A 16,622-nucleotide genomic window follows, 5' to 3' on the forward strand; every position below is an offset into this window, starting at 1 on the left:
ATGCGTAGCGAGTTGATCACTGTTCGGACCGGCGGCTCTCCCGTCGTCGAGGACATCACCCGGGAGGCCGCGGATTTCGTGCGGTCCGAGCAGGACGGTCTGCTGCACGTCTTCGTGCCGCACGCGACGGCCGGTCTGGCGATCATCGAGACCGGGGCCGGTTCGGACGACGACCTGCTGACCGCGATCGACGACCTGCTGCCCACCGAGGACAAGTGGCAGCACCGGCACGGTTCCCGCGGGCACGGCCGGGATCACGTGCTGCCCGCGTGGATCCCGCCGTACGCCACCCTGCCGGTGATCGGCGGCGAGATCGCACTCGGCACCTGGCAGTCGATCTGCCTGGTCGACCCGAACGGTGACAATCCGATCCGCCAGGTCAGGTTCTCGTTCCTGAAGGGGTGAGCACGCCTGCAGGGGTGAGCACGGTCCGGGCCACTCCCGGCGGGGTCTGCGGTCGGCCGGGCGCGCCGGCGAGCACCACGTTCTCCGGGTAGAGCCGCCCCAGCAGCGCGAGCAGCACCAGGTCGTCCCCCTCGGCGGGCAGCACGGCGTCCCCGTCGGTGTTCTCCACCAGGCCGGGTGCGGTCAGCACCGGCCAGGCGCCCAGCACCGGTCCGTCGCCGGCTGCCGGGCCGCCACTGGCGAACCGGTGGCCGCGCAGCGCCTGTCCCAGATCCACCCGGGTGGTCGCACCGTCCCGGGTGACCTCGATCACTGCGGTGCGGACGCCGTCCTTCGCCGGGGTCGCGGTGATCCGCGCGGCGAGCGGTCCGCCTCCGGTCGCCGTTCCCACCCCGATCGCGGCGGTACGACCCTCAGCCGCATAGTCCTCGACGGCCGGCACCCAGGTCGCGTCCGTCCCGCCGGCGCCCGGCCGCCACCGGAGCAGGTACCGCGGCGCCGCCAGGACGTCACCGTCCACCACCGCCGGCAGCACGGTCCCGCCGTCGTGGTCGAACCCGTACCCGGCCGGCCCGCCGTCCCCGGTGACCACCCGCCGGGCGTACTCCACCACGCTCGTGTGCCGGACCCGGCGGAACAGCAGCTCGGCCAGGAACCGCTCGCGCGCCTGTTCGGTGTGCCGCAGCCCGCGCGGGGTGACCAGCAGCGGCGTCTCCCGCCAGTTCGCGAAGGGCAGCAGCGCGTCCCGCAGCAGCACGGTCTGGTGCAGCCACTCGTTGTAGAGCTGGATGGCGACTGGCCCGCCCCGGGCGCCCATCAGCATCTCGGTGGCGTCCGGGGTGAGCAGGTGCCCGTCGCAGCGGCTGCGGACCACGAGCGGCCCGGCCGGGAACCCGATCGGCGCGGCGGCCAGCCGGGCCAGGGCGTCCCCGGCCCACGCCGCCAGCTCGGCGCCGATCGCCGCGGCCTGTCCGGCGAACTCGCCGGCGCTCGCGGTCAGCGGCAGCGACGTCTCCCGCCCGGCGGTGGCGAGGGTGGCCCGGATCTGGGCGTTCAGGACTTCCGGGTCGAAGCCGGTGACGGCGTCCGCGACCCCTTGGAGCAGGGGTTCGAGGGTGGTCGCGAACCGTTCCGCGGTCATCGCGGAACGCTCCGGCAGGGTGTTCCAGCGATCTGCTCCGAGCATGGTGTCCTCCGATACTTGATCGTTCGTTACAGAATTCAGGTACGAAAAAATCAGTCCAGGATCGACAGGGCGACCTCCAGGTGACCGGCCAGCACCCGCTCGTCCGGGGTCACCTTCACGGTGATCAGCAGGCCGTTGAGGAAGGTGACCAGGAAGCCGGCGAGTGCCACCGGATCGTGCCGGGTGGTGATCTCGCCCCGGGCGGCCGCGGCGGTGAGCAGCCCGGTCAGGGCGACGGTGGAGGCGGCCATCGCGTCCCGCACGAAACGGCCGGTGGGCGCGTCACCGGGGAGCCGCTCGGCGGCCGCGTTCACGAAGAGGCAGCCGCGGCCGGTGGCGAGCCGGATCCGCTCCAGCAGCATGTCCCGCAGCACCGCGCGGACGTCGCCGCCGGTCGCCAGCTCGGCGAGCGCGGTGGCGGCCAGACTGTCCCGGTAGTGCTCCAGGGCGGCCCGGTACAGACCGTCCTTGTTACCGAACGCTGCGTAGAGCGAGCCCTGCCCGACACCGAGCCGCTCGGTCAGGTGGCGCACCGAGGTGGCCTCGTAGCCCCGCTCCCAGAACAGGTCCATGGCCTGGGCGACCGCCCGCTCGGTGTCGAACTCCCGCAACCTGGCCATACCCGTACCCTAGCCGGTTCTGGATCGGTCGTTCAAGATAGCTCACGGCCCATATTTCTCAGCCGTTTACCAGTGTGTCCACAAAGTTACTGCTCAGTACATGTGTCGCGCATCGCTGAGACCGTGGGTAGGCGTGACGCGGCGCACGGCAAGGGGGCAGGATGGAGGCCTGTTCCGAGCGATTCGCCACCTAGATCGCCCGGAGGTCCGACACTCACACCCTGAGGATTGCCTGTGGCCACGGAGCGCAAGCGCCCGGTGATCAGCGATGGCCTGCCGAGCCAGCTTCCTGACATCGACCCCGAGGAAACAAACGAGTGGGTCGAGTCGCTCAACGGAGTCATCGACGAACGCGGCGCCAAAAGAGCCCGTTATGTGATGTTGCGCCTGCTCGAGCGGGCCCGGGAGCGACAGGTCGGCGTTCCTCCACTGACATCCACGGACTACATCAACACCATCCCGCCGGAGCGCGAGCCCTGGTTCCCCGGCGACGAGTTCGTCGAGCGGCGGATCCGCGCCTACATCCGGTGGAACGCCGCGATGCTGGTGCACCGCGCGCAGCGCCCGGAGATCGGCGTCGGCGGGCACATCTCGACCTACGCGTCCAGCGCCAGCCTCTACGAAGTGGGCATGAACCACTTCTTCCGGGGCAAGGACCACCCGGGCGGCGGTGACCACATCTTCTACCAGGGTCACGCCTCCCCCGGCATGTACGCGCGGGCGTACATGGAGGGCCGGCTGACCACCGACCAGCTCGACGGTTTCCGCCAGGAGCTGTCGCACCCGGGTGGCGGCCTGCCGTCGTACCCGCACCCCCGCCTGATGCCGAACTTCTGGGAGTTCCCGACGGTCAGCATGGGCCTCGGCCCGCTGAACGCGATCTACCAGGCGCGGTACAACCGGTATCTGCACAACCGCGGCATCAAGGACACCAGCCAGCAGAACGTCTGGGCGTTCCTCGGCGACGGCGAGATGGACGAGGTCGAGTCGCTCGGCGCGATCGGCCTGGCCGCCCGCGAGGAGCTGGACAACCTCACCTTCGTGATCAACTGCAACCTGCAGCGTCTCGACGGCCCGGTGCGCGGCAACGGCAAGGTCATCCAGGAGCTGGAGTCCTTCTTCCGCGGCGCCGGATGGAATGTGATCAAGGTCGTCTGGGGCCGCGAGTGGGACTCGCTGCTCGCCGCCGACACCGACGGCGCGCTGGTCAACCTGATGAACGTCACGCCCGACGGTGACTACCAGACCTACAAGGGCGAGTCCGGGGCGTACGTGCGCGAGCACTTCTTCGGCCGTGACCCGCGCACTCGCAAGCTCGTCGACCCGATGAGCGACGACGACATCTGGAACCTCAAGCGCGGCGGGCACGACTACCGCAAGCTCTACGCGGCCTACAAGGCGGCCACCGAGCACACCGGTCAGCCGACGGTGATCCTGGCGAAGACCGTCAAGGGCTGGACGCTGGGTTCGCACTTCGAGGCGCGTAACGCCACGCACCAGATGAAGAAGCTGACCCTGCCCGACCTCAAGGGCTTCCGGGACCGCCTCTACCTCGACATCAGCGACAAGCAGCTCGAGGAGAACCCGTACCTCCCGCCGTACTTCCACCCCGGTGAGAAGTCCGACGAGTACCAGTACATGATGGAGCGCCGCCGGGAGCTGGGCGGTTCGATCCCGAGCCGGCGGACCAAGGCGAAGTCCCTGGCCATCCCGGAGCAGAAGGCGTTCGACGGGCTGAAGGCCGGCAGCGGCAAGCAGAAGATCGCCACCACGATGGCGTTCGTCCGCCTGCTCAAGGACCTGATGCGGGACAAGGAGTTCGGATCCCGCTGGGTGCCGATCATCCCGGACGAGGCCCGTACCTTCGGGATGGACTCGCTCTTCCCGACCAAGAAGATCTACTCGCCGCACGGCCAGACCTACACCTCCGTGGACCGGGAGCTGTTCCTGTCCTACAAGGAGGCGACGAACGGCCAGATCCTGCACGAGGGGATCAACGAGGCGGGTTCGACCGCGAGCTTCATCGCCGCCGGCACGTCCTACGCGACGCACGACGAGCCGATGATCCCGCTCTACATCTTCTACTCGATGTTCGGGTTCCAGCGGACCGCCGACGAGCTGTGGGCGGCCGCCGACCAGATGACCCGGGGCTTCCTGCTCGGCGCCACCGCCGGCCGCACCACGCTCAACGGTGAGGGCCTGCAGCACGAGGACGGGCACTCGCTGCTGATCGCGGCGACCAACCCGGCGGTGGTCTCCTACGACCCGGCGTTCGGCTTCGAGATCGCGCACATCATGCGCGACGGCCTGCACCGGATGTACGGGGAGAAGCAGGAGAACATCTTCTACTACCTCACCATCTACAACGAGCCGGCGATCCAGCCCGCCGAGCCGGCGAACCTCGACACCGAGGGCCTGCTCAAGGGCATCTACCGGTTCAGTGAGAGCAGCCTGCAGGACGGCCCGAAGGCGCAGATCCTCGCCTCCGGCACCGGCATGCGCTGGGCTCTGAAGGCCCAGGAGCTGCTGGCCCAGGACTGGGGGGTGAGCGCCGACGTCTGGTCGGTCACGTCCTGGACCGAGCTGCGCCGGGACGCGATCGAGGCGGAGGAGCACAACCTGCTCCACCCGAGCGACGCGCCCCGCAAGCCGTACATCCAGCAGAAGCTGGAGGTGACCGAGGGCCCGTCGGTGGCGGTCAGCGACTGGATGCGGGCGGTGCCCGACCTGATCAGCCGCTGGATCCCGAACGGGTACACCTCGCTCGGCACCGACGGCTTCGGCATGAGCGACACCCGGCACGCGCTGCGCCGCCACTTCCACGTGGACGGCGAGTCGGTGGCCGTGGCGACGCTGCGCCAGCTGGCCCTGAAGGGCCTGGTCCCGGCGCACGTGCCGGGCGAGGCGGCCAAGAAGTACGCGATCGACGACGTCAACGCCGCGCCGGTGGGCGAGACCGGCGGCGACTCGTAGGAACCGCACCGGGAAAGGGGGCCCCTCGGGGCCCCCTTTTTTTATGCCGGGACGTAGCTGATGACCTCGACGCCGGTCGCCGAGCGCCAGCTGCCGGAGTGGGTCAGGGCGAGCCGGGTGCCCGGCTCCCACAGCCGGGTGCCCTCGCCGACCACCACCGGGTAGATCATCAGGCGGTACTCGTCGATCAGGTTGTGCCTGGTCAGATAGTTGACCAGGGTGCCGCTGCCGTTGATCAGGAAGGTGCCGGACCCGGCCTTCAGCTCGGTGACCGCGTCGGCCACCTCGCCGGTCAGGAAGGTCGCGTTCCACTCCGGATCGGTGAGCGTGGTGGTGGCCACGTGCTTGGGCATCGCGTTCATCTTGACCCCGAAGTGCCCGGTCTCGGCCTCCATCTGCGGCCAGGCCGCCTTGAAGCCCTCGTAGGTCCTGCGCCCGAGCAGCAGCGCGTCGGCCTCCTGGAGGTTGGAGTCCTGCCACGCGCCGAGTTCCTCGTTGAAGTACGGCCCACTCCAGACCGGCTCCTCGAACACGCCGTCGAGGGTCACGTACTCCACCGCAACGATCTTGCCCATCGCCCTCACCCCTCTGTCTGCGACTGTTTCCCCCGCAACGAGCCGTTGCCGTACTCAGTGGCGGGGACCGGACTTCTCAAATCCGGCCAATCGCTGCCGATGAGCACGTCGTGGGATTCCGCATCAGTCACAAGCTGCTTCTTCTCGGTCTCGGGAGCGTACTCATCACCGCTGTCCTGCTGGTCGCCGTCGGCGCCTGGCAGAGCAGCCGGTTCGCCGACAACACCGAGCGGGAGGTGCTGCGGCAGAACCAGGCGGCGCTCCGGCAGAGTGCCGCCGACGTCAGCTCGCTCGTCCGGACCGTCGGCGACGAGGTGCAGGAGGGCGTCGACAAGAGCATGAACAGCGCCTCGTCGTTCCTGTCCCAGAACGGCGGCATGCGGACCACCTCCCGGAAGGTCACCTGGACCGCCACCAACCAGGTCACCCAGGAGGCGACCTCGGTCACCGTGCCCCGGGTCGAGATCGGCGGCACCTGGCTGGGCCAGAACACCGACCTGAAGAAGACCACCACGTTCGTCGACGACGCGAAGGAGCTGTCCGGGGCGGACGTCACGGTGTTCCAGCGGATGAACGCGGCAGGTGACCTGCTGCGGGTCGGCACCACCGTCAAGTCGGCCAAGGGCACCCGGGCGATCGGCACCTACATCCCGGCGACCGCGGACGGCAAGCCGAACGCGGTGGCCGCGGCGATCCTGGCGGGCAAGACGTACCGGGGCGTGGCCGCGGTGGTCGGCACCCCGTACATCACCGTCTACGAGCCGATCAAGAACTCCGCCGGCGACGTGACCGGCGCGCTGTTCGTCGGTGTCCCGCAGGCCGACGCGCTGGCCACCCTGACCGAGGCGATCGCCGAGACGAAGATCCAGACCAACGGCTGGGTCGCCGTCTTCAGCACCGCCGCCGCGGACAAGGGCCGGATCGTCGCCTCCAACCTGGCCGACGCGGTCGGCAAGGTCGCGCTGGACGGCACCGACGCCGCGGGCGTGCGATACGTGGAGGAGATCGTCACCAAGGCGCCGGAGCTGACCGACGGCGGGACCTGGCAGAGCACGTACCAGCTGGCCGGAGCCGCCGGGGCGCCGGCCGGGGACACCACCACGTCGGTGGCGTTCTACGCGCCGTACCAGTGGGCGGTGACGGTGGGCGGGTACGACGCCGACGCCGCGACCGCGGTCACCGTGGTCCGCGACGGCCGCGGGACGATGCTGACCTGGTTCGTGGTCGTCGGGGTGCTGCTGGCCCTGGCGGGCGCCGCCCTGGCGTACCTGCAGGCCTCCCGGATCTCCCGGCGGATGGCCCGGCTGACCGGCGGGCTGCAGCGGCTCGCCGACCACGACCTGACCGTCCGGATCGACGACAAGGGCTCGGACGAGATCGGCGAGGCAGCCACCGCGCTGAACACCGCCGCCGTCGAGCTGCGCGCGGTGATGCGGGAGGTGACCACCGCCTCCGACGAGGTGACCGGCACCGCCCGGCGGGTCAGCAGCACCGGCGGCGAGATGTCGGCCGCCGCGGACACCGCCGCGGACCGGGCCGGCTCGGTCGGCTCGTCGGCGGAGACCGTGTCGCTGGTGGTGCAGACCGTCGCGGCCGGCGCCGAGGAGATGGGCGCGTCGATCAGCGAGATCTCGCACAACGCCCAGGAGGCCGCCCAGGCCGGCCGGGACGGGGTCGGCCTGACCGCGGCCGCCTCCGAGGTGATCGCCGAACTGCGGGCGTCCACCGCGAAGATCACCGACGTGGTCCAGCTGATCGCCACCATCGCCGAGCAGACCAACCTGCTCGCCCTGAACGCGACCATCGAGGCGGCCCGGGCCGGCGAGACCGGCAAGGGCTTCGCGGTGGTCGCCGGCGAGGTCAAGGAACTGGCCCAGGAGACCGCGCGGGCCACCGAGGACGTCACCGCGCGGGTGGCCGCGATCAACGCCGACACCGCCCGCGCGGTCCAGGCCATCGACGCCATCTCCGAACGGATCGCCCAGGTGAACGACTATCAGACGGCGATCGCGGCGGCGGTCGAGGAGCAGGCCGCCACCACCGCCGAGATGGCCCGCAACATCGCCGAGGCGGCCGGTGGCAGCCGGGACATCGCCGACGGCATCAACACGGTGAGCGGGGCGATGCAGAGCACCCGCCAGTCGGTGGTGTCGTCGCACCGGGCCGCCGACGAACTGGCCGCCACCGCCCAGCGGCTCACCGGTCTGGTCGGCCGGTTCACCGTGTGAGAGTCGTCTCGGTACGCTGGTGCGGTGACTGTTCGCGTACGCTTCGCCCCCTCTCCCACCGGCATGTTCCACGTCGGCGGCGCCCGCACGGCGCTGCAGAACTGGATCTACGCCCAGCAGCACGGCGGTGTCTTCGTGCTCCGGATCGAGGACACCGACGCGGCTCGTAACAAACCCGAATGGACCGAAGGCATCCTCGCGGCGCTCGACTGGATCGGCATCGAGCGCGGCACCTACGAGGGCCCCTACTACCAGTCCTCCTACGCTCCCGATCACACCGCCGCGGCGACCCGGCTCTACGGCGAGGGCAAGGCCTACTACTGCGACTGCACCCGGGACGACGTGGTCGCCCGGGCCGGCAACAAGCACTCCGGCTACGACGGCTTCTGCCGCGACCGGGGGCTGGAGGCGGGTGAGGGCCGCGCGCTGCGGTTCCGCACCCCCGACGAGGGCGAGACCGTGGTGGTCGACCTGGTCCGCGGCAAGCCCACCTTCGAGAACAAGCTGATCGAGGACTTCGTCATCGCCCGCTCCGACGGCTCGGCGGTGTTCCTGCTGGCCAACGTGGTCGACGACATGAGCATGGGCATCAACCACGTGTTCCGTGCCGAGGAGCATCTGCCGAACACGCCGAAGCAGCAGCTGCTGTGGGAGGCGCTGGGCCACACCCCGCCGGTGTGGGGCCACGTGCCGGTGATCGTGAACGAGAAGCGGCAGAAGCTGTCGAAGCGCCGGGACAAGGTCGCCCTGGAGTCGTACCGGGACGAGGGCTACCTCGCCGCCGCCATGCGCAACTACCTGATGCTGCTCGGCTGGGCGCCGTCCGGGGACCGGGAGATCGTCCCGTGGTCGGTGATCGAGGAGGAGTTCAAGCTCGACGAGGTCAACCACGCTCCGGCCTTCTTCGACGTGAAGAAGCTGCGGGCCTTCAACGGGGAGTACATCCGGGCCCTGTCGGTGAGTGAGTTCACCCAGGTCTGCGCCCCGTGGCTGACCGGCACCGAGACCATCCCGGCCCCGCCGTGGGCGCCGGCGAAGTTCGACGCCGAGATCTTCGCCACCATCGCCCCGCTGGCACAGACCCGGATCGCGGTGCTCGCCGAGATCGTGGAGAACGTCGACTTCCTCTTCCTGGACGAGCCGGTTCAGGAAGAGGCGTCGTGGGCGAAAGCGATGAAGGAGGGCGCGGCGGACATCCTGGACGGCGCCGCGGCCGCCTTCGCCGCCCTTCCGGACTGGACCGCGGACTCCCTGAAGGCCGCACTCGAGGCGGTCGGCGAGGCGCGAGGTCTCAAATTGGGTAAGACCCAGGCGCCGGTACGGGTGGCGGTGACCGGTCGGACGATCGGCCTCCCGCTTTTCGAGTCTGTCGAACTGCTCGGCCGGGACCGTACGCTGGCGAGGATTTCCGCAGCTCGCGCCCGTCTCTGAGGCGTTCACCCGGTTCGCCGGCGCGCTGTGGACAGCGGGCCGGCGAACCGGGTGACCACCACCCCCACCGTTTGCACGGGGTGGGTACTATTCGGCGGCTGATCAACGGCCGTTGCGTCTTCACGGCCATCCCCCACATGGCTCCAATTCACCCGGCCTCAAGATGCGGGCGAAGCCATGTCGGGGAAGGCTGAAGACCTGGGGCCGTTTGCGCGGTTCCACCACCGGGCAACGAGCAGCGGGTCGCGTGGATCCATGTCCATCCAGGGCGGGGGAGGTTCGGATGGTGCGGGGCACGATCAGAAGGCTGGTGTCGGGGGCCACGGCTGCCGCCGTGGCGCTGGCGCTGTCGTTCGGGGCGGCGCCGGCCGCTCAGGCAGCGCCGAAAGCGGCACCGAAACCGACAGTGGTCTCGATCGCCGGCGGCGATCTGGCCGAGGCGATCCTGGTCCGGCAGGAGGAGCGCCCGAAGCTCTTCCAGATGCTGATGACCGAGGTCGGCTGGCTGTCCACGGCGTCATCGTCGACATCGTCGTCGACGACGGCTCCGAAGGCGGCGAAACTCGGACCGAAGTACACGGTGACGCTCCTGGTCCAGGACGCGCCGAACCAGGTCTACAACCTCTACCCGCTGGCCGCCGGTGGCCCGCGGGCACACCGCCCGGCCAAGCAGCCGAGCGGTAAGAAGCCGGAAGGCTGGTTCTACGGCCGGCTCTCGATGCCGGAGGCGCTGCGACTCAGCGGCGCCCCGCTGGGCGAGGGCAAGCCCGATGTCGTGAGCAACGGCATCGGCGGTGGCGTCGGGACCGACCTGGCCGAGGACGAGACGAGCGCGATGACCGAGGTCACCGAGGCGTTCGGCGAGTTCCGGCGGCTGTTCCTGCTCAACGGGGCGCTGCTGCTGGTCATCCTCACCGGGTTGGCCGGCATGGCGTTCCTCATCCGCCGGCGGGTCTGACGCCCTCCGGCAGTTCGGCGCTCTTCGAGGGCGTCGTTGAAGTCGCTCTCTCCGAGGGCGTCGCCGCGTTCTCGACCAGGCGGACCAGATCCTCCAGGTCGGCATCGAACTCGGCGGCGCCCTCCAGCGTCTCCGGGTTCGATCCGGGCAGCCCGCCGGTGACCTCACCGGTGGTGTAACCGAGCAGGAACGCGCAGATCAGCCGGGCCGTCCGGGGCACCTCGGCGGCGGGCACCCGCGCGTCGCTGAGGATGTTCTGCAGCGCACCGGCCAGCCAGGCCGCCGACGGACCGGCCGCCGACCGGTTCAGCAGCAGGGGGAAGGCACTGGGGTGCGCGCGGGCCAGAGCCCGGACCGCCCGGCCGACCGCGCACAGGCGGTGCTTCCAGTCGATGTCCGAGGGGTCGCCGCCCACGGCGCTGCCCAATTCCAGGTGCAGCAGGTCGACCAGGCCGTCGAGCAGGGCGTCCTTGCCCCCGACGTACGGGTAGAGCGCCATCGAGGTGAGCCCGACCCGTTCCGCGACGGCCCGCATCGACATCGCCGCGAGCCCACGTTCGTCCACCAGGGCGAGCGCCTGATCGAGGATCTGCCGTCGTTTGTCATCCACCACCCCAACCTGACCAGTACGACGGTCACCTGGTGGCGAAACGCGCCCGTAACCGCCGGGCACTCACCCGATCGGGGGCGTTCTCAGCACCAGCGGCCCGGTGGGCGGCCCCGTCCGGCGGCGCGGCGGCGCGGGCGGACCGCGCCGTGCAGGTGGGCGCCGGCCCAGCCGCGGAGGTCGGTCTTGCAGCCGACCCGTCCCGTACCGGTCTCGGCCACCGGCTCCTCGTCGGCCGGCAGCACTGCCGGGTCGTCGACGGCGGGATCCCTGTCGGTGCGCGCGAACGCGTCGTCCCGTTCCATCATCTCGCCTCCTCGATCCGTGCCCTCGGCACCGGCTTCCGGCACCGCTTCCTCATCGGCACCGCTTCGCCCGGTGTGAGGTCCTGACCCGCGAAGCGCGGCAGGACCCGTTCCCCGCCCGGACCACCGTCCGACACCTTGCCAGGTCACCGACAGAAATCACGGGAGAGGCGCACCGCTACAGCGGGCAATTGTCATAAAACCCCCTAAACCTCCCGCTGTCCCCGGCTTTCTCTCCTGTCATCCGGATGCCGGACGCCCGCACCGGCGTGCAACCCTGTGCCCGTGGCAGACGACGACACCGGTCCAGCGGCCGCCGGGCACCCGGACAGCCCGGCCAAACCGCTGCTCCCGGGCACCCTGCGCCGGATCGAACGGCACGCGGGCGCCCTGGCCAGCTCGGCGGTGACCCGGATGGACGAGACGCTGCCGTGGTTCCGGGCGCTGCCCGCCGATCAGCGGTCCTGGGTGATGCTCGTCGCACAGGCGGGCGTCCGGTCCCTGGTCGAGTGGCTGCGCTCGGGCGGCACCGTCGCGGTCAGCACCGAGATCTCCGACGAGGTGTTCGCCGCCGCGCCGCGGGCGCTGGCCCGGGTCATCACGCTCACCCACACCGTGCAGCTGATCAAGGTGACCATCGACGTCGCCGAGGCCGAGGTGCCCGGGTTCGCCGAGGAGGGTGAGCACGAGGCGCTGATCCAGGCGATCCTGCGGTTCTCCCGGGAGATCGCGTTCTCCGCCGCCCGGGTCTACGCGCGAGCCGCCGAGTCCCGCGGCGCCTGGGACGCCCGTCTGCAGGCGCTGCTGGTCGACGCCCTGCTGCGCGGCGACTCCTCGGACGTGCTGGCCAGCCGGGCCGCCGCGCTGGGCTGGGCGGACGCCCCGCCGGTGGCGGTCGTGGTGGGCCGCTCCCCCGGCGGCGACATCAGCGCCGTGCTGCACGCGGTCTACCGGGCCGCCCGCCGCTCCCGGCTCGAGGTGATCGCCGGCGTGCACGGCGACCGCCTGGTGGTCGTGGTCGGCGGGGCCACCGAACCGGTCGCCGCCGCCACCGCGCTCGACTCCGCGTTCGGCGAGGGCCCGGTGGTCGTCGGGCCCGCGGTCCCCTCGCTGGACCAGGCCACCGAGTCGGCCCGGGCCGCCCTGGCCGGGTTCCGGGCGGCGCAGGCCTGGCCCGGCGCCCCGTCCCCGGTGGCCGCCGACGACCTGCTGCCGGAGCGGGTGCTCTCCGGCGACATGGACGCCCGGCGCAAGCTGCGGCACGACGTCTTCGGGGCGCTGACCCGGGCCGGCAGCGGGCTGCTGGAGACCCTGGACGCGTTCTTCGCCTCGGGGGGTGTGCTGGAGAGCGCGGCCCGGGAGTTGTACGTGCACCCGAACACGGTCCGTTACCGTTTACGGCGGGTCGCCGAGGTCACCGCGCTCTCCCCGCTGGACGGCCGGGACGCCTTCGCGCTGCGGATGGCGCTGACCGTGGGGCGCCTCGACCCCGCGACGTGAGCGGGATCTCTCACCATCCGCGACGCCGTCCGACGGCATGAATCAGGCGCAAACCACCCAAGCCAACCCCCGTTTTGTAGGAACCCTACAAACGCGATCGTAGGGTTTCGTCGTGCCCGGCTACCGCGCAAAGCTCTCCGATCCGGAAGAGTCGGGGACGTGCTCGCCGTACTCTCGCCCGGCCAGGGCTCCCAGAAGCCCGGCTTCCTGACTCCCTGGCTCGACCTTCCCGGCACCGAGGCCCGCCTCACCGAGTGGTCCGCCCTCGCCGGCGTCGACCTGCTGCATCTCGGCACCCGTGCCGACGCCGAGGAGATCAAGGACACCGCCCGGACCCAGCCGCTGCTGGTCGCCGCCGGTCTGCTCGCCGCCGGACAGCTGCCGCTGGACGGCGTCCGGGTGATCGCCGGCCACAGCGTCGGCGAGCTGGGCGCGGCCGCGATCGCCGGAGTGCTCTCCGCCGAGACCGCGATCACCCTCGCCGGGGTCCGCGGCCGGGAGATGGCCGCCGCCTGCGCGCTCGAACCGACCGGGATGAGCGCCGTCCTCGGCGGCGACCCGGACGAGGTGGTCGCCACCATCGAGAAGCACGGGCTGGTCCCGGCCAACCGCAACGGCGCCGGCCAGATCGTCGCCGCCGGGTCTCTGCCCGCGCTGGCCGACTTCGCCGCTGCACCCCCGGCCAGGGCCCGGGTCATCGCGCTCAAGGTGGCCGGCGCGTTCCACACCCCGTTCATGGCGCCCGCCGAGACCGCGCTGGCCGCCGAGGCGGCCGGGGTGACCGTGTCGGATCCGGCGCACACCCTGCTGTCGAACCTGGACGGCACCGCGGTCGGCGACGGCGCCGAGATGCTGCGCCGCCTGATCCGCCAGGTCACCGCCCCGGTCCGGTGGGACCTCTGCATGGCCACTCTCAAGGACCTCGGGGTCACCGGTGTCATCGAGCTGCCCCCGGCGGGCACCCTCGCGGGCCTGATCAAGCGTGAGCTCAAGGGCGACGGGGCTCCCGAGATCGTCACCCTGAACACGCCCGACGACCTTCCCGCCGCCCGCGACCTGATCGCCCGCCTGCAAGGAGAGACACGATGACCGCGGGTTCCCGCATCGCCGCGATGGGCCACTACCAGCCCACGCGTGTGGTCACCAACGACGACCTGGCCAACACCCTGGACACCAACGACGCGTGGATCCGGGACCGGGTCGGCATCGCCGAGCGGCGCATCGCCGGCAACAACGAGTCGGTCGCCGACATGGCCGTCTTCGCCGCGGAGAAGGCCCTGGCCGCCTCCGGCATCACCGCCGCCGACGTCGACATGGTCGTCGTCGCGACCTGCTCGGCCGAGGACCGCTGCCCCAACGTGGCCACCACCGTCGCGGCCCGGCTCGGCATCAAGGCCCCGGCCACGTTCGACCTGAACACCGCCTGCTCCGGTTTCTCCTACGCGCTCGCCACCGCCGACCACGCGATCCAGGCCGGCGCCTCCCGGCACGCCCTGGTGATCGGCGCGGAGAAGCTCTCCGACGTGGTCGACTGGTCCGACCGCACCACCGCGGTCCTCTTCGCCGACGGCGCCGGCGCGGCAGTGGTCAGCGCGGTCCCGGAGGGCGAGGAGACCCAGATCGGGCCGGTGCTCTGGGGTTCCGCCCCGGACAAGGGCGACGCCCTGACCATCGCGGGCTGGCGGCCGTACATCAAGCAGACCGGCCAGGTGGTGTTCCGCTGGGCCACCACCGAGCTGGCGCCGTTCGCGGCCGAGGTGTGCAAGCGGGCCGGCATCGAGCCGTCCGAGCTGGCCGCCTTCGTCCCGCACCAGGCCAACACCCGGATCATCGACGGCATCGTCAAGCGGCTCGGCCTGAGCCCGGACGCGATCGTCGCCAAGGACCTCGTCGAGTCGGGCAACACGTCCGCGGCGAGTGTCCCCCTGGCCCTGTCCAAGCTGATCGAGCGCCGCGAGGTGCCCTCCGGGGCGCCGGTGCTGCTCTTCGGCTTCGGCGGCGGCCTCACCTACGCCGGCCAGGTCATCCGCTGCCCCTGAGCAGCGGTTTCTCCTGACCGACGAGATTCACGACAGATCCGCACCACAGAGAAGAGAGATTCCCACAATGGCAACTCGCGCAGAGATCACCTCCGGCCTCGGTGAGATCCTCGAGGAGGTCGCCGGGGTGAACCCGGACGACGTCGCCGAGGAGAAGTCCTTCACCGACGACCTGGACGTCGACTCGCTGTCCATGGTCGAGGTCGTGGTGGCCGCCGAGGAGAAGTTCGGCGTCAAGATCCCGGACAACGAGGTGCAGAACCTCAAGACCGTCGGCGACGCCGTGAACTACATCGAGGCGAACCACTGACATGAGCAACGTAGACGTCGTCGTCACCGGGCTCGGCGCGACGACCCCGCTCGGCGGGGACGTCGCGTCCACCTGGGACGCCATGCTCGCCGGACGCTCCGGGGTGAGTCCGCTCACCCAGGAGTGGGCCGGTGAACTGCCGGTCCGGATCGCCGCCCAGCTCAAGGTCGACCCGTCCGAGATCATCGACCGGGTCAAGCTGCGCCGGATGGACCGGGCCGAGGCGATGGGCGTGATCTCGGCCCGTGAGGCCTGGGCCGACGCCGGTTTCGCCGAGGGCTCGTACGACCCGGAGCGGCTGGCCGTCAGCTACGGCACCGGCATCGGCGGGGTGCTCACCACGCTGGGCCAGAACGAGATCCTGGAGAAGTCGGGACCGCGGCGGGTCAGCCCGCACACGGTGCCGATGCTCATGCCGAACGGCCCCGCGGCGTACATCGGCCTGGAACTCGGCGCCAAGGCGGGCGTCCGCGCCATGGCCAGCGCCTGTGCCACCGGCGCCGAGGCGGTCGCGCTCGCCCTCGACCTGATCCGGCTCGGCCGGGCCGACGTGGTCGTGGCGGGCAGCACCGAAGCGGTCGTGCACCCGCTGCCGATAGCCGGTTTCGCCTCGATGCGGGCCATGTCGACCCGCAACGACGAGCCGGAGAAGGCGTCCCGTCCGTGGGACAAGAACCGGGACGGTTTTGTCCTCGGTGAGGGCGCCGGCACGCTCGTCCTGGAGCGGGCCGACCACGCCGCCGCTCGTGGCGCCCGGGTCTACGCCCGTCTCGCCGGAGCCGGCATCACCTCCGACGGGTTCGACATCGTCCAGCCCGACCCGGAGTGCAACGGCGGCATCCGCGCCATGAAGATGGCGATCCGGGACGCCGGCCTGACCGGTGCCGACATCCAGCACGTGAACGCCCACGCCACCTCGACCCCGGTCGGCGACATGGGTGAAATCAAGGGCATCCGGGAGGCCATCGGCAGCCACCCGATCCTGACCTCGACCAAGTCGATGTCCGGCCACCTGCTCGGTGCGGCCGGCGCGCTCGAGTCGATCGCCACCATCCTGGCCCTCCGGGACGGTGTCATCCCTCCGACCATCAACCTCGACGAGCCCGACGACCGTCTCGATCTGGAGGTCGCGGCCCACAAGGCGCGTTCCGTCGAGCTGCGGGTGGCGATGAACAACTCGTTCGGCTTCGGCGGCCACAACGTGGCGCTGATCTTCACCCAGCCCTGATCCTCCGGGGCTGCCGGCGGACCACCGTGCCGGGACGACTCGGGAAATCGTCCCGGCACGGCTCTCCGGCCCGGCTCTTCTCGACGGAGAGCATAACGAAGGCCAGCTCTCCTTGACGGAGAGCACGACGACGCCCGGCGCTCCTTGACGGAGAGCCGGGCGTTCGTGTGTTCGGGGCTTTCACGGTGACCACCGCGTCCGGCCCGGCGGTCGCGGGGCGGCCCGGCGTCCCGCGGACCTCGCGGGTGGCCACGGGG

The 16,622-nt window shown here is 71.0% G+C and carries 15 protein-coding genes; 10 read left to right on the plus strand and 5 right to left on the minus strand.

From position 1 onward, the window contains the following. Positions 1 to 405, plus strand: coding sequence for a YjbQ family protein (locus Aco03nite_RS07390; RefSeq protein WP_203794011.1), 405 nt, complete (start codon positions 1 to 3; stop codon positions 403 to 405). Here Aco03nite_RS07390 and Aco03nite_RS07395 read toward each other — a convergent pair. Beyond that, positions 380 to 1,591, minus strand: coding sequence for a hypothetical protein (locus tag Aco03nite_RS07395; protein ID WP_203794012.1), 1,212 nt, complete (start codon positions 1,589 to 1,591; stop codon positions 380 to 382). The genes Aco03nite_RS07390 and Aco03nite_RS07395 overlap by 26 nt on opposite strands. A gap of 50 nt (positions 1,592 to 1,641) precedes the next feature. After that, complete coding sequence (locus Aco03nite_RS07400; protein ID WP_203794013.1) at positions 1,642 to 2,211, minus strand: TetR/AcrR family transcriptional regulator; 570 nt, start codon at positions 2,209 to 2,211, stop codon at positions 1,642 to 1,644. Between the two features lie 234 nt (positions 2,212 to 2,445). Between Aco03nite_RS07400 and aceE the strand changes: the two genes are divergently transcribed. Further along, positions 2,446 to 5,184 (plus strand): pyruvate dehydrogenase (acetyl-transferring), homodimeric type, encoded by a 2,739-nt coding sequence (gene aceE, locus Aco03nite_RS07405; RefSeq protein WP_203794014.1) that lies wholly within the window; start codon positions 2,446 to 2,448, stop codon positions 5,182 to 5,184. Positions 5,185 to 5,225: 41 nt separating this feature from the next. On the opposite strand, the gene Aco03nite_RS07410 is transcribed toward aceE, so the two are convergent. Then, complete coding sequence (locus tag Aco03nite_RS07410; RefSeq protein WP_203794015.1) at positions 5,226 to 5,759, minus strand: dihydrofolate reductase family protein; 534 nt, start codon at positions 5,757 to 5,759, stop codon at positions 5,226 to 5,228. A gap of 110 nt (positions 5,760 to 5,869) precedes the next feature. On the opposite strand from Aco03nite_RS07410, the gene Aco03nite_RS07415 reads away from it, so the two are divergent. The 3 genes from Aco03nite_RS07415 to Aco03nite_RS07425 all read left to right on the plus strand — a co-directional run bounded on the left by Aco03nite_RS07415 (position 5,870) and on the right by Aco03nite_RS07425 (position 10,376). Then, on the plus strand, positions 5,870 to 7,987 hold the full coding sequence (locus tag Aco03nite_RS07415) for a methyl-accepting chemotaxis protein (RefSeq protein ID WP_203794016.1): 2,118 nt from the start codon (positions 5,870 to 5,872) through the stop codon (positions 7,985 to 7,987). Between the two features lie 24 nt (positions 7,988 to 8,011). Beyond that, the gene (gene gltX / locus Aco03nite_RS07420) at positions 8,012 to 9,418 is read left to right on the plus strand and encodes a glutamate--tRNA ligase (protein WP_203794017.1); all 1,407 of its coding nucleotides are present in this window, start codon (positions 8,012 to 8,014) and stop codon (positions 9,416 to 9,418) included. 283 nt (positions 9,419 to 9,701) lie between these two features. Beyond that, positions 9,702 to 10,376: a hypothetical protein gene (locus Aco03nite_RS07425; RefSeq protein WP_239144974.1), complete on the plus strand. Its 675-nt coding sequence runs from the start codon at positions 9,702 to 9,704 to the stop codon at positions 10,374 to 10,376. On the opposite strand, the gene Aco03nite_RS07430 is transcribed toward Aco03nite_RS07425, so the two are convergent. Together Aco03nite_RS07430 and Aco03nite_RS07435 are read right to left on the minus strand one after the other, a co-directional pair. Continuing rightward, positions 10,357 to 10,986: a TetR/AcrR family transcriptional regulator gene (locus Aco03nite_RS07430; protein WP_203794018.1), complete on the minus strand. Its 630-nt coding sequence runs from the start codon at positions 10,984 to 10,986 to the stop codon at positions 10,357 to 10,359. The genes Aco03nite_RS07425 and Aco03nite_RS07430 overlap by 20 nt on opposite strands. A gap of 83 nt (positions 10,987 to 11,069) precedes the next feature. After that, positions 11,070 to 11,291, minus strand: coding sequence for a hypothetical protein (locus Aco03nite_RS07435; protein ID WP_203794019.1), 222 nt, complete (start codon positions 11,289 to 11,291; stop codon positions 11,070 to 11,072). A gap of 342 nt (positions 11,292 to 11,633) precedes the next feature. Between Aco03nite_RS07435 and Aco03nite_RS07440 the strand changes: the two genes are divergently transcribed. The 5 genes from Aco03nite_RS07440 to fabF all read left to right on the plus strand — a co-directional run bounded on the left by Aco03nite_RS07440 (position 11,634) and on the right by fabF (position 16,365). Continuing rightward, complete coding sequence (locus Aco03nite_RS07440) at positions 11,634 to 12,788, plus strand: PucR family transcriptional regulator (RefSeq protein ID WP_239144984.1); 1,155 nt, start codon at positions 11,634 to 11,636, stop codon at positions 12,786 to 12,788. Positions 12,789 to 12,947: 159 nt separating this feature from the next. Further along, the gene (locus Aco03nite_RS07445; protein ID WP_203794021.1) at positions 12,948 to 13,877 is read left to right on the plus strand and encodes an ACP S-malonyltransferase; all 930 of its coding nucleotides are present in this window, start codon (positions 12,948 to 12,950) and stop codon (positions 13,875 to 13,877) included. Then, a complete protein-coding gene (locus tag Aco03nite_RS07450; RefSeq protein WP_203794022.1) occupies positions 13,874 to 14,827 on the plus strand; it encodes a beta-ketoacyl-ACP synthase III in 954 nt (317 codons plus the stop codon). Before Aco03nite_RS07445 ends, Aco03nite_RS07450 begins: the two co-directional genes overlap by 4 nt. 67 nt (positions 14,828 to 14,894) lie before the next feature. Next, a complete protein-coding gene (locus tag Aco03nite_RS07455; RefSeq protein ID WP_092547088.1) occupies positions 14,895 to 15,137 on the plus strand; it encodes an acyl carrier protein in 243 nt (80 codons plus the stop codon). Between the two features lies 1 nt (position 15,138). After that, positions 15,139 to 16,365, plus strand: a complete 1,227-nt coding sequence (gene fabF / locus Aco03nite_RS07460) for a beta-ketoacyl-ACP synthase II (protein WP_203794023.1) — start codon at positions 15,139 to 15,141, stop codon at positions 16,363 to 16,365. Positions 16,366 to 16,622 lie beyond the last annotated feature (257 nt).

Source organism: Actinoplanes couchii (assembly GCF_016862075.1).
GTDB lineage: Bacteria > Actinomycetota > Actinomycetes > Mycobacteriales > Micromonosporaceae > Actinoplanes > Actinoplanes couchii.

Excerpts from the sequence above, each read along its gene's own strand:
- Aco03nite_RS07390 (WP_203794011.1), top strand. The coding sequence starts at position 1 with ATGCGTAGCGAGTTGATCACTGTTCGGACCGGCGGCTCTCCCGTCGTC.
- Aco03nite_RS07395 (WP_203794012.1), bottom strand. The coding sequence starts at position 1,591 with ATGCTCGGAGCAGATCGCTGGAACACCCTGCCGGAGCGTTCCGCGATG.
- Aco03nite_RS07400 (WP_203794013.1), bottom strand. The coding sequence starts at position 2,211 with ATGGCCAGGTTGCGGGAGTTCGACACCGAGCGGGCGGTCGCCCAGGCC.
- Aco03nite_RS07410 (WP_203794015.1), bottom strand. The coding sequence starts at position 5,759 with ATGGGCAAGATCGTTGCGGTGGAGTACGTGACCCTCGACGGCGTGTTC.
- Aco03nite_RS07425 (WP_239144974.1), top strand. The coding sequence starts at position 9,702 with ATGGTGCGGGGCACGATCAGAAGGCTGGTGTCGGGGGCCACGGCTGCC.
- Aco03nite_RS07435 (WP_203794019.1), bottom strand. The coding sequence starts at position 11,291 with ATGATGGAACGGGACGACGCGTTCGCGCGCACCGACAGGGATCCCGCC.
- Aco03nite_RS07450 (WP_203794022.1), top strand. The coding sequence starts at position 13,874 with ATGACCGCGGGTTCCCGCATCGCCGCGATGGGCCACTACCAGCCCACG.
- Aco03nite_RS07455 (WP_092547088.1), top strand. The coding sequence starts at position 14,895 with ATGGCAACTCGCGCAGAGATCACCTCCGGCCTCGGTGAGATCCTCGAG.
- fabF (WP_203794023.1), top strand. The coding sequence starts at position 15,139 with ATGAGCAACGTAGACGTCGTCGTCACCGGGCTCGGCGCGACGACCCCG.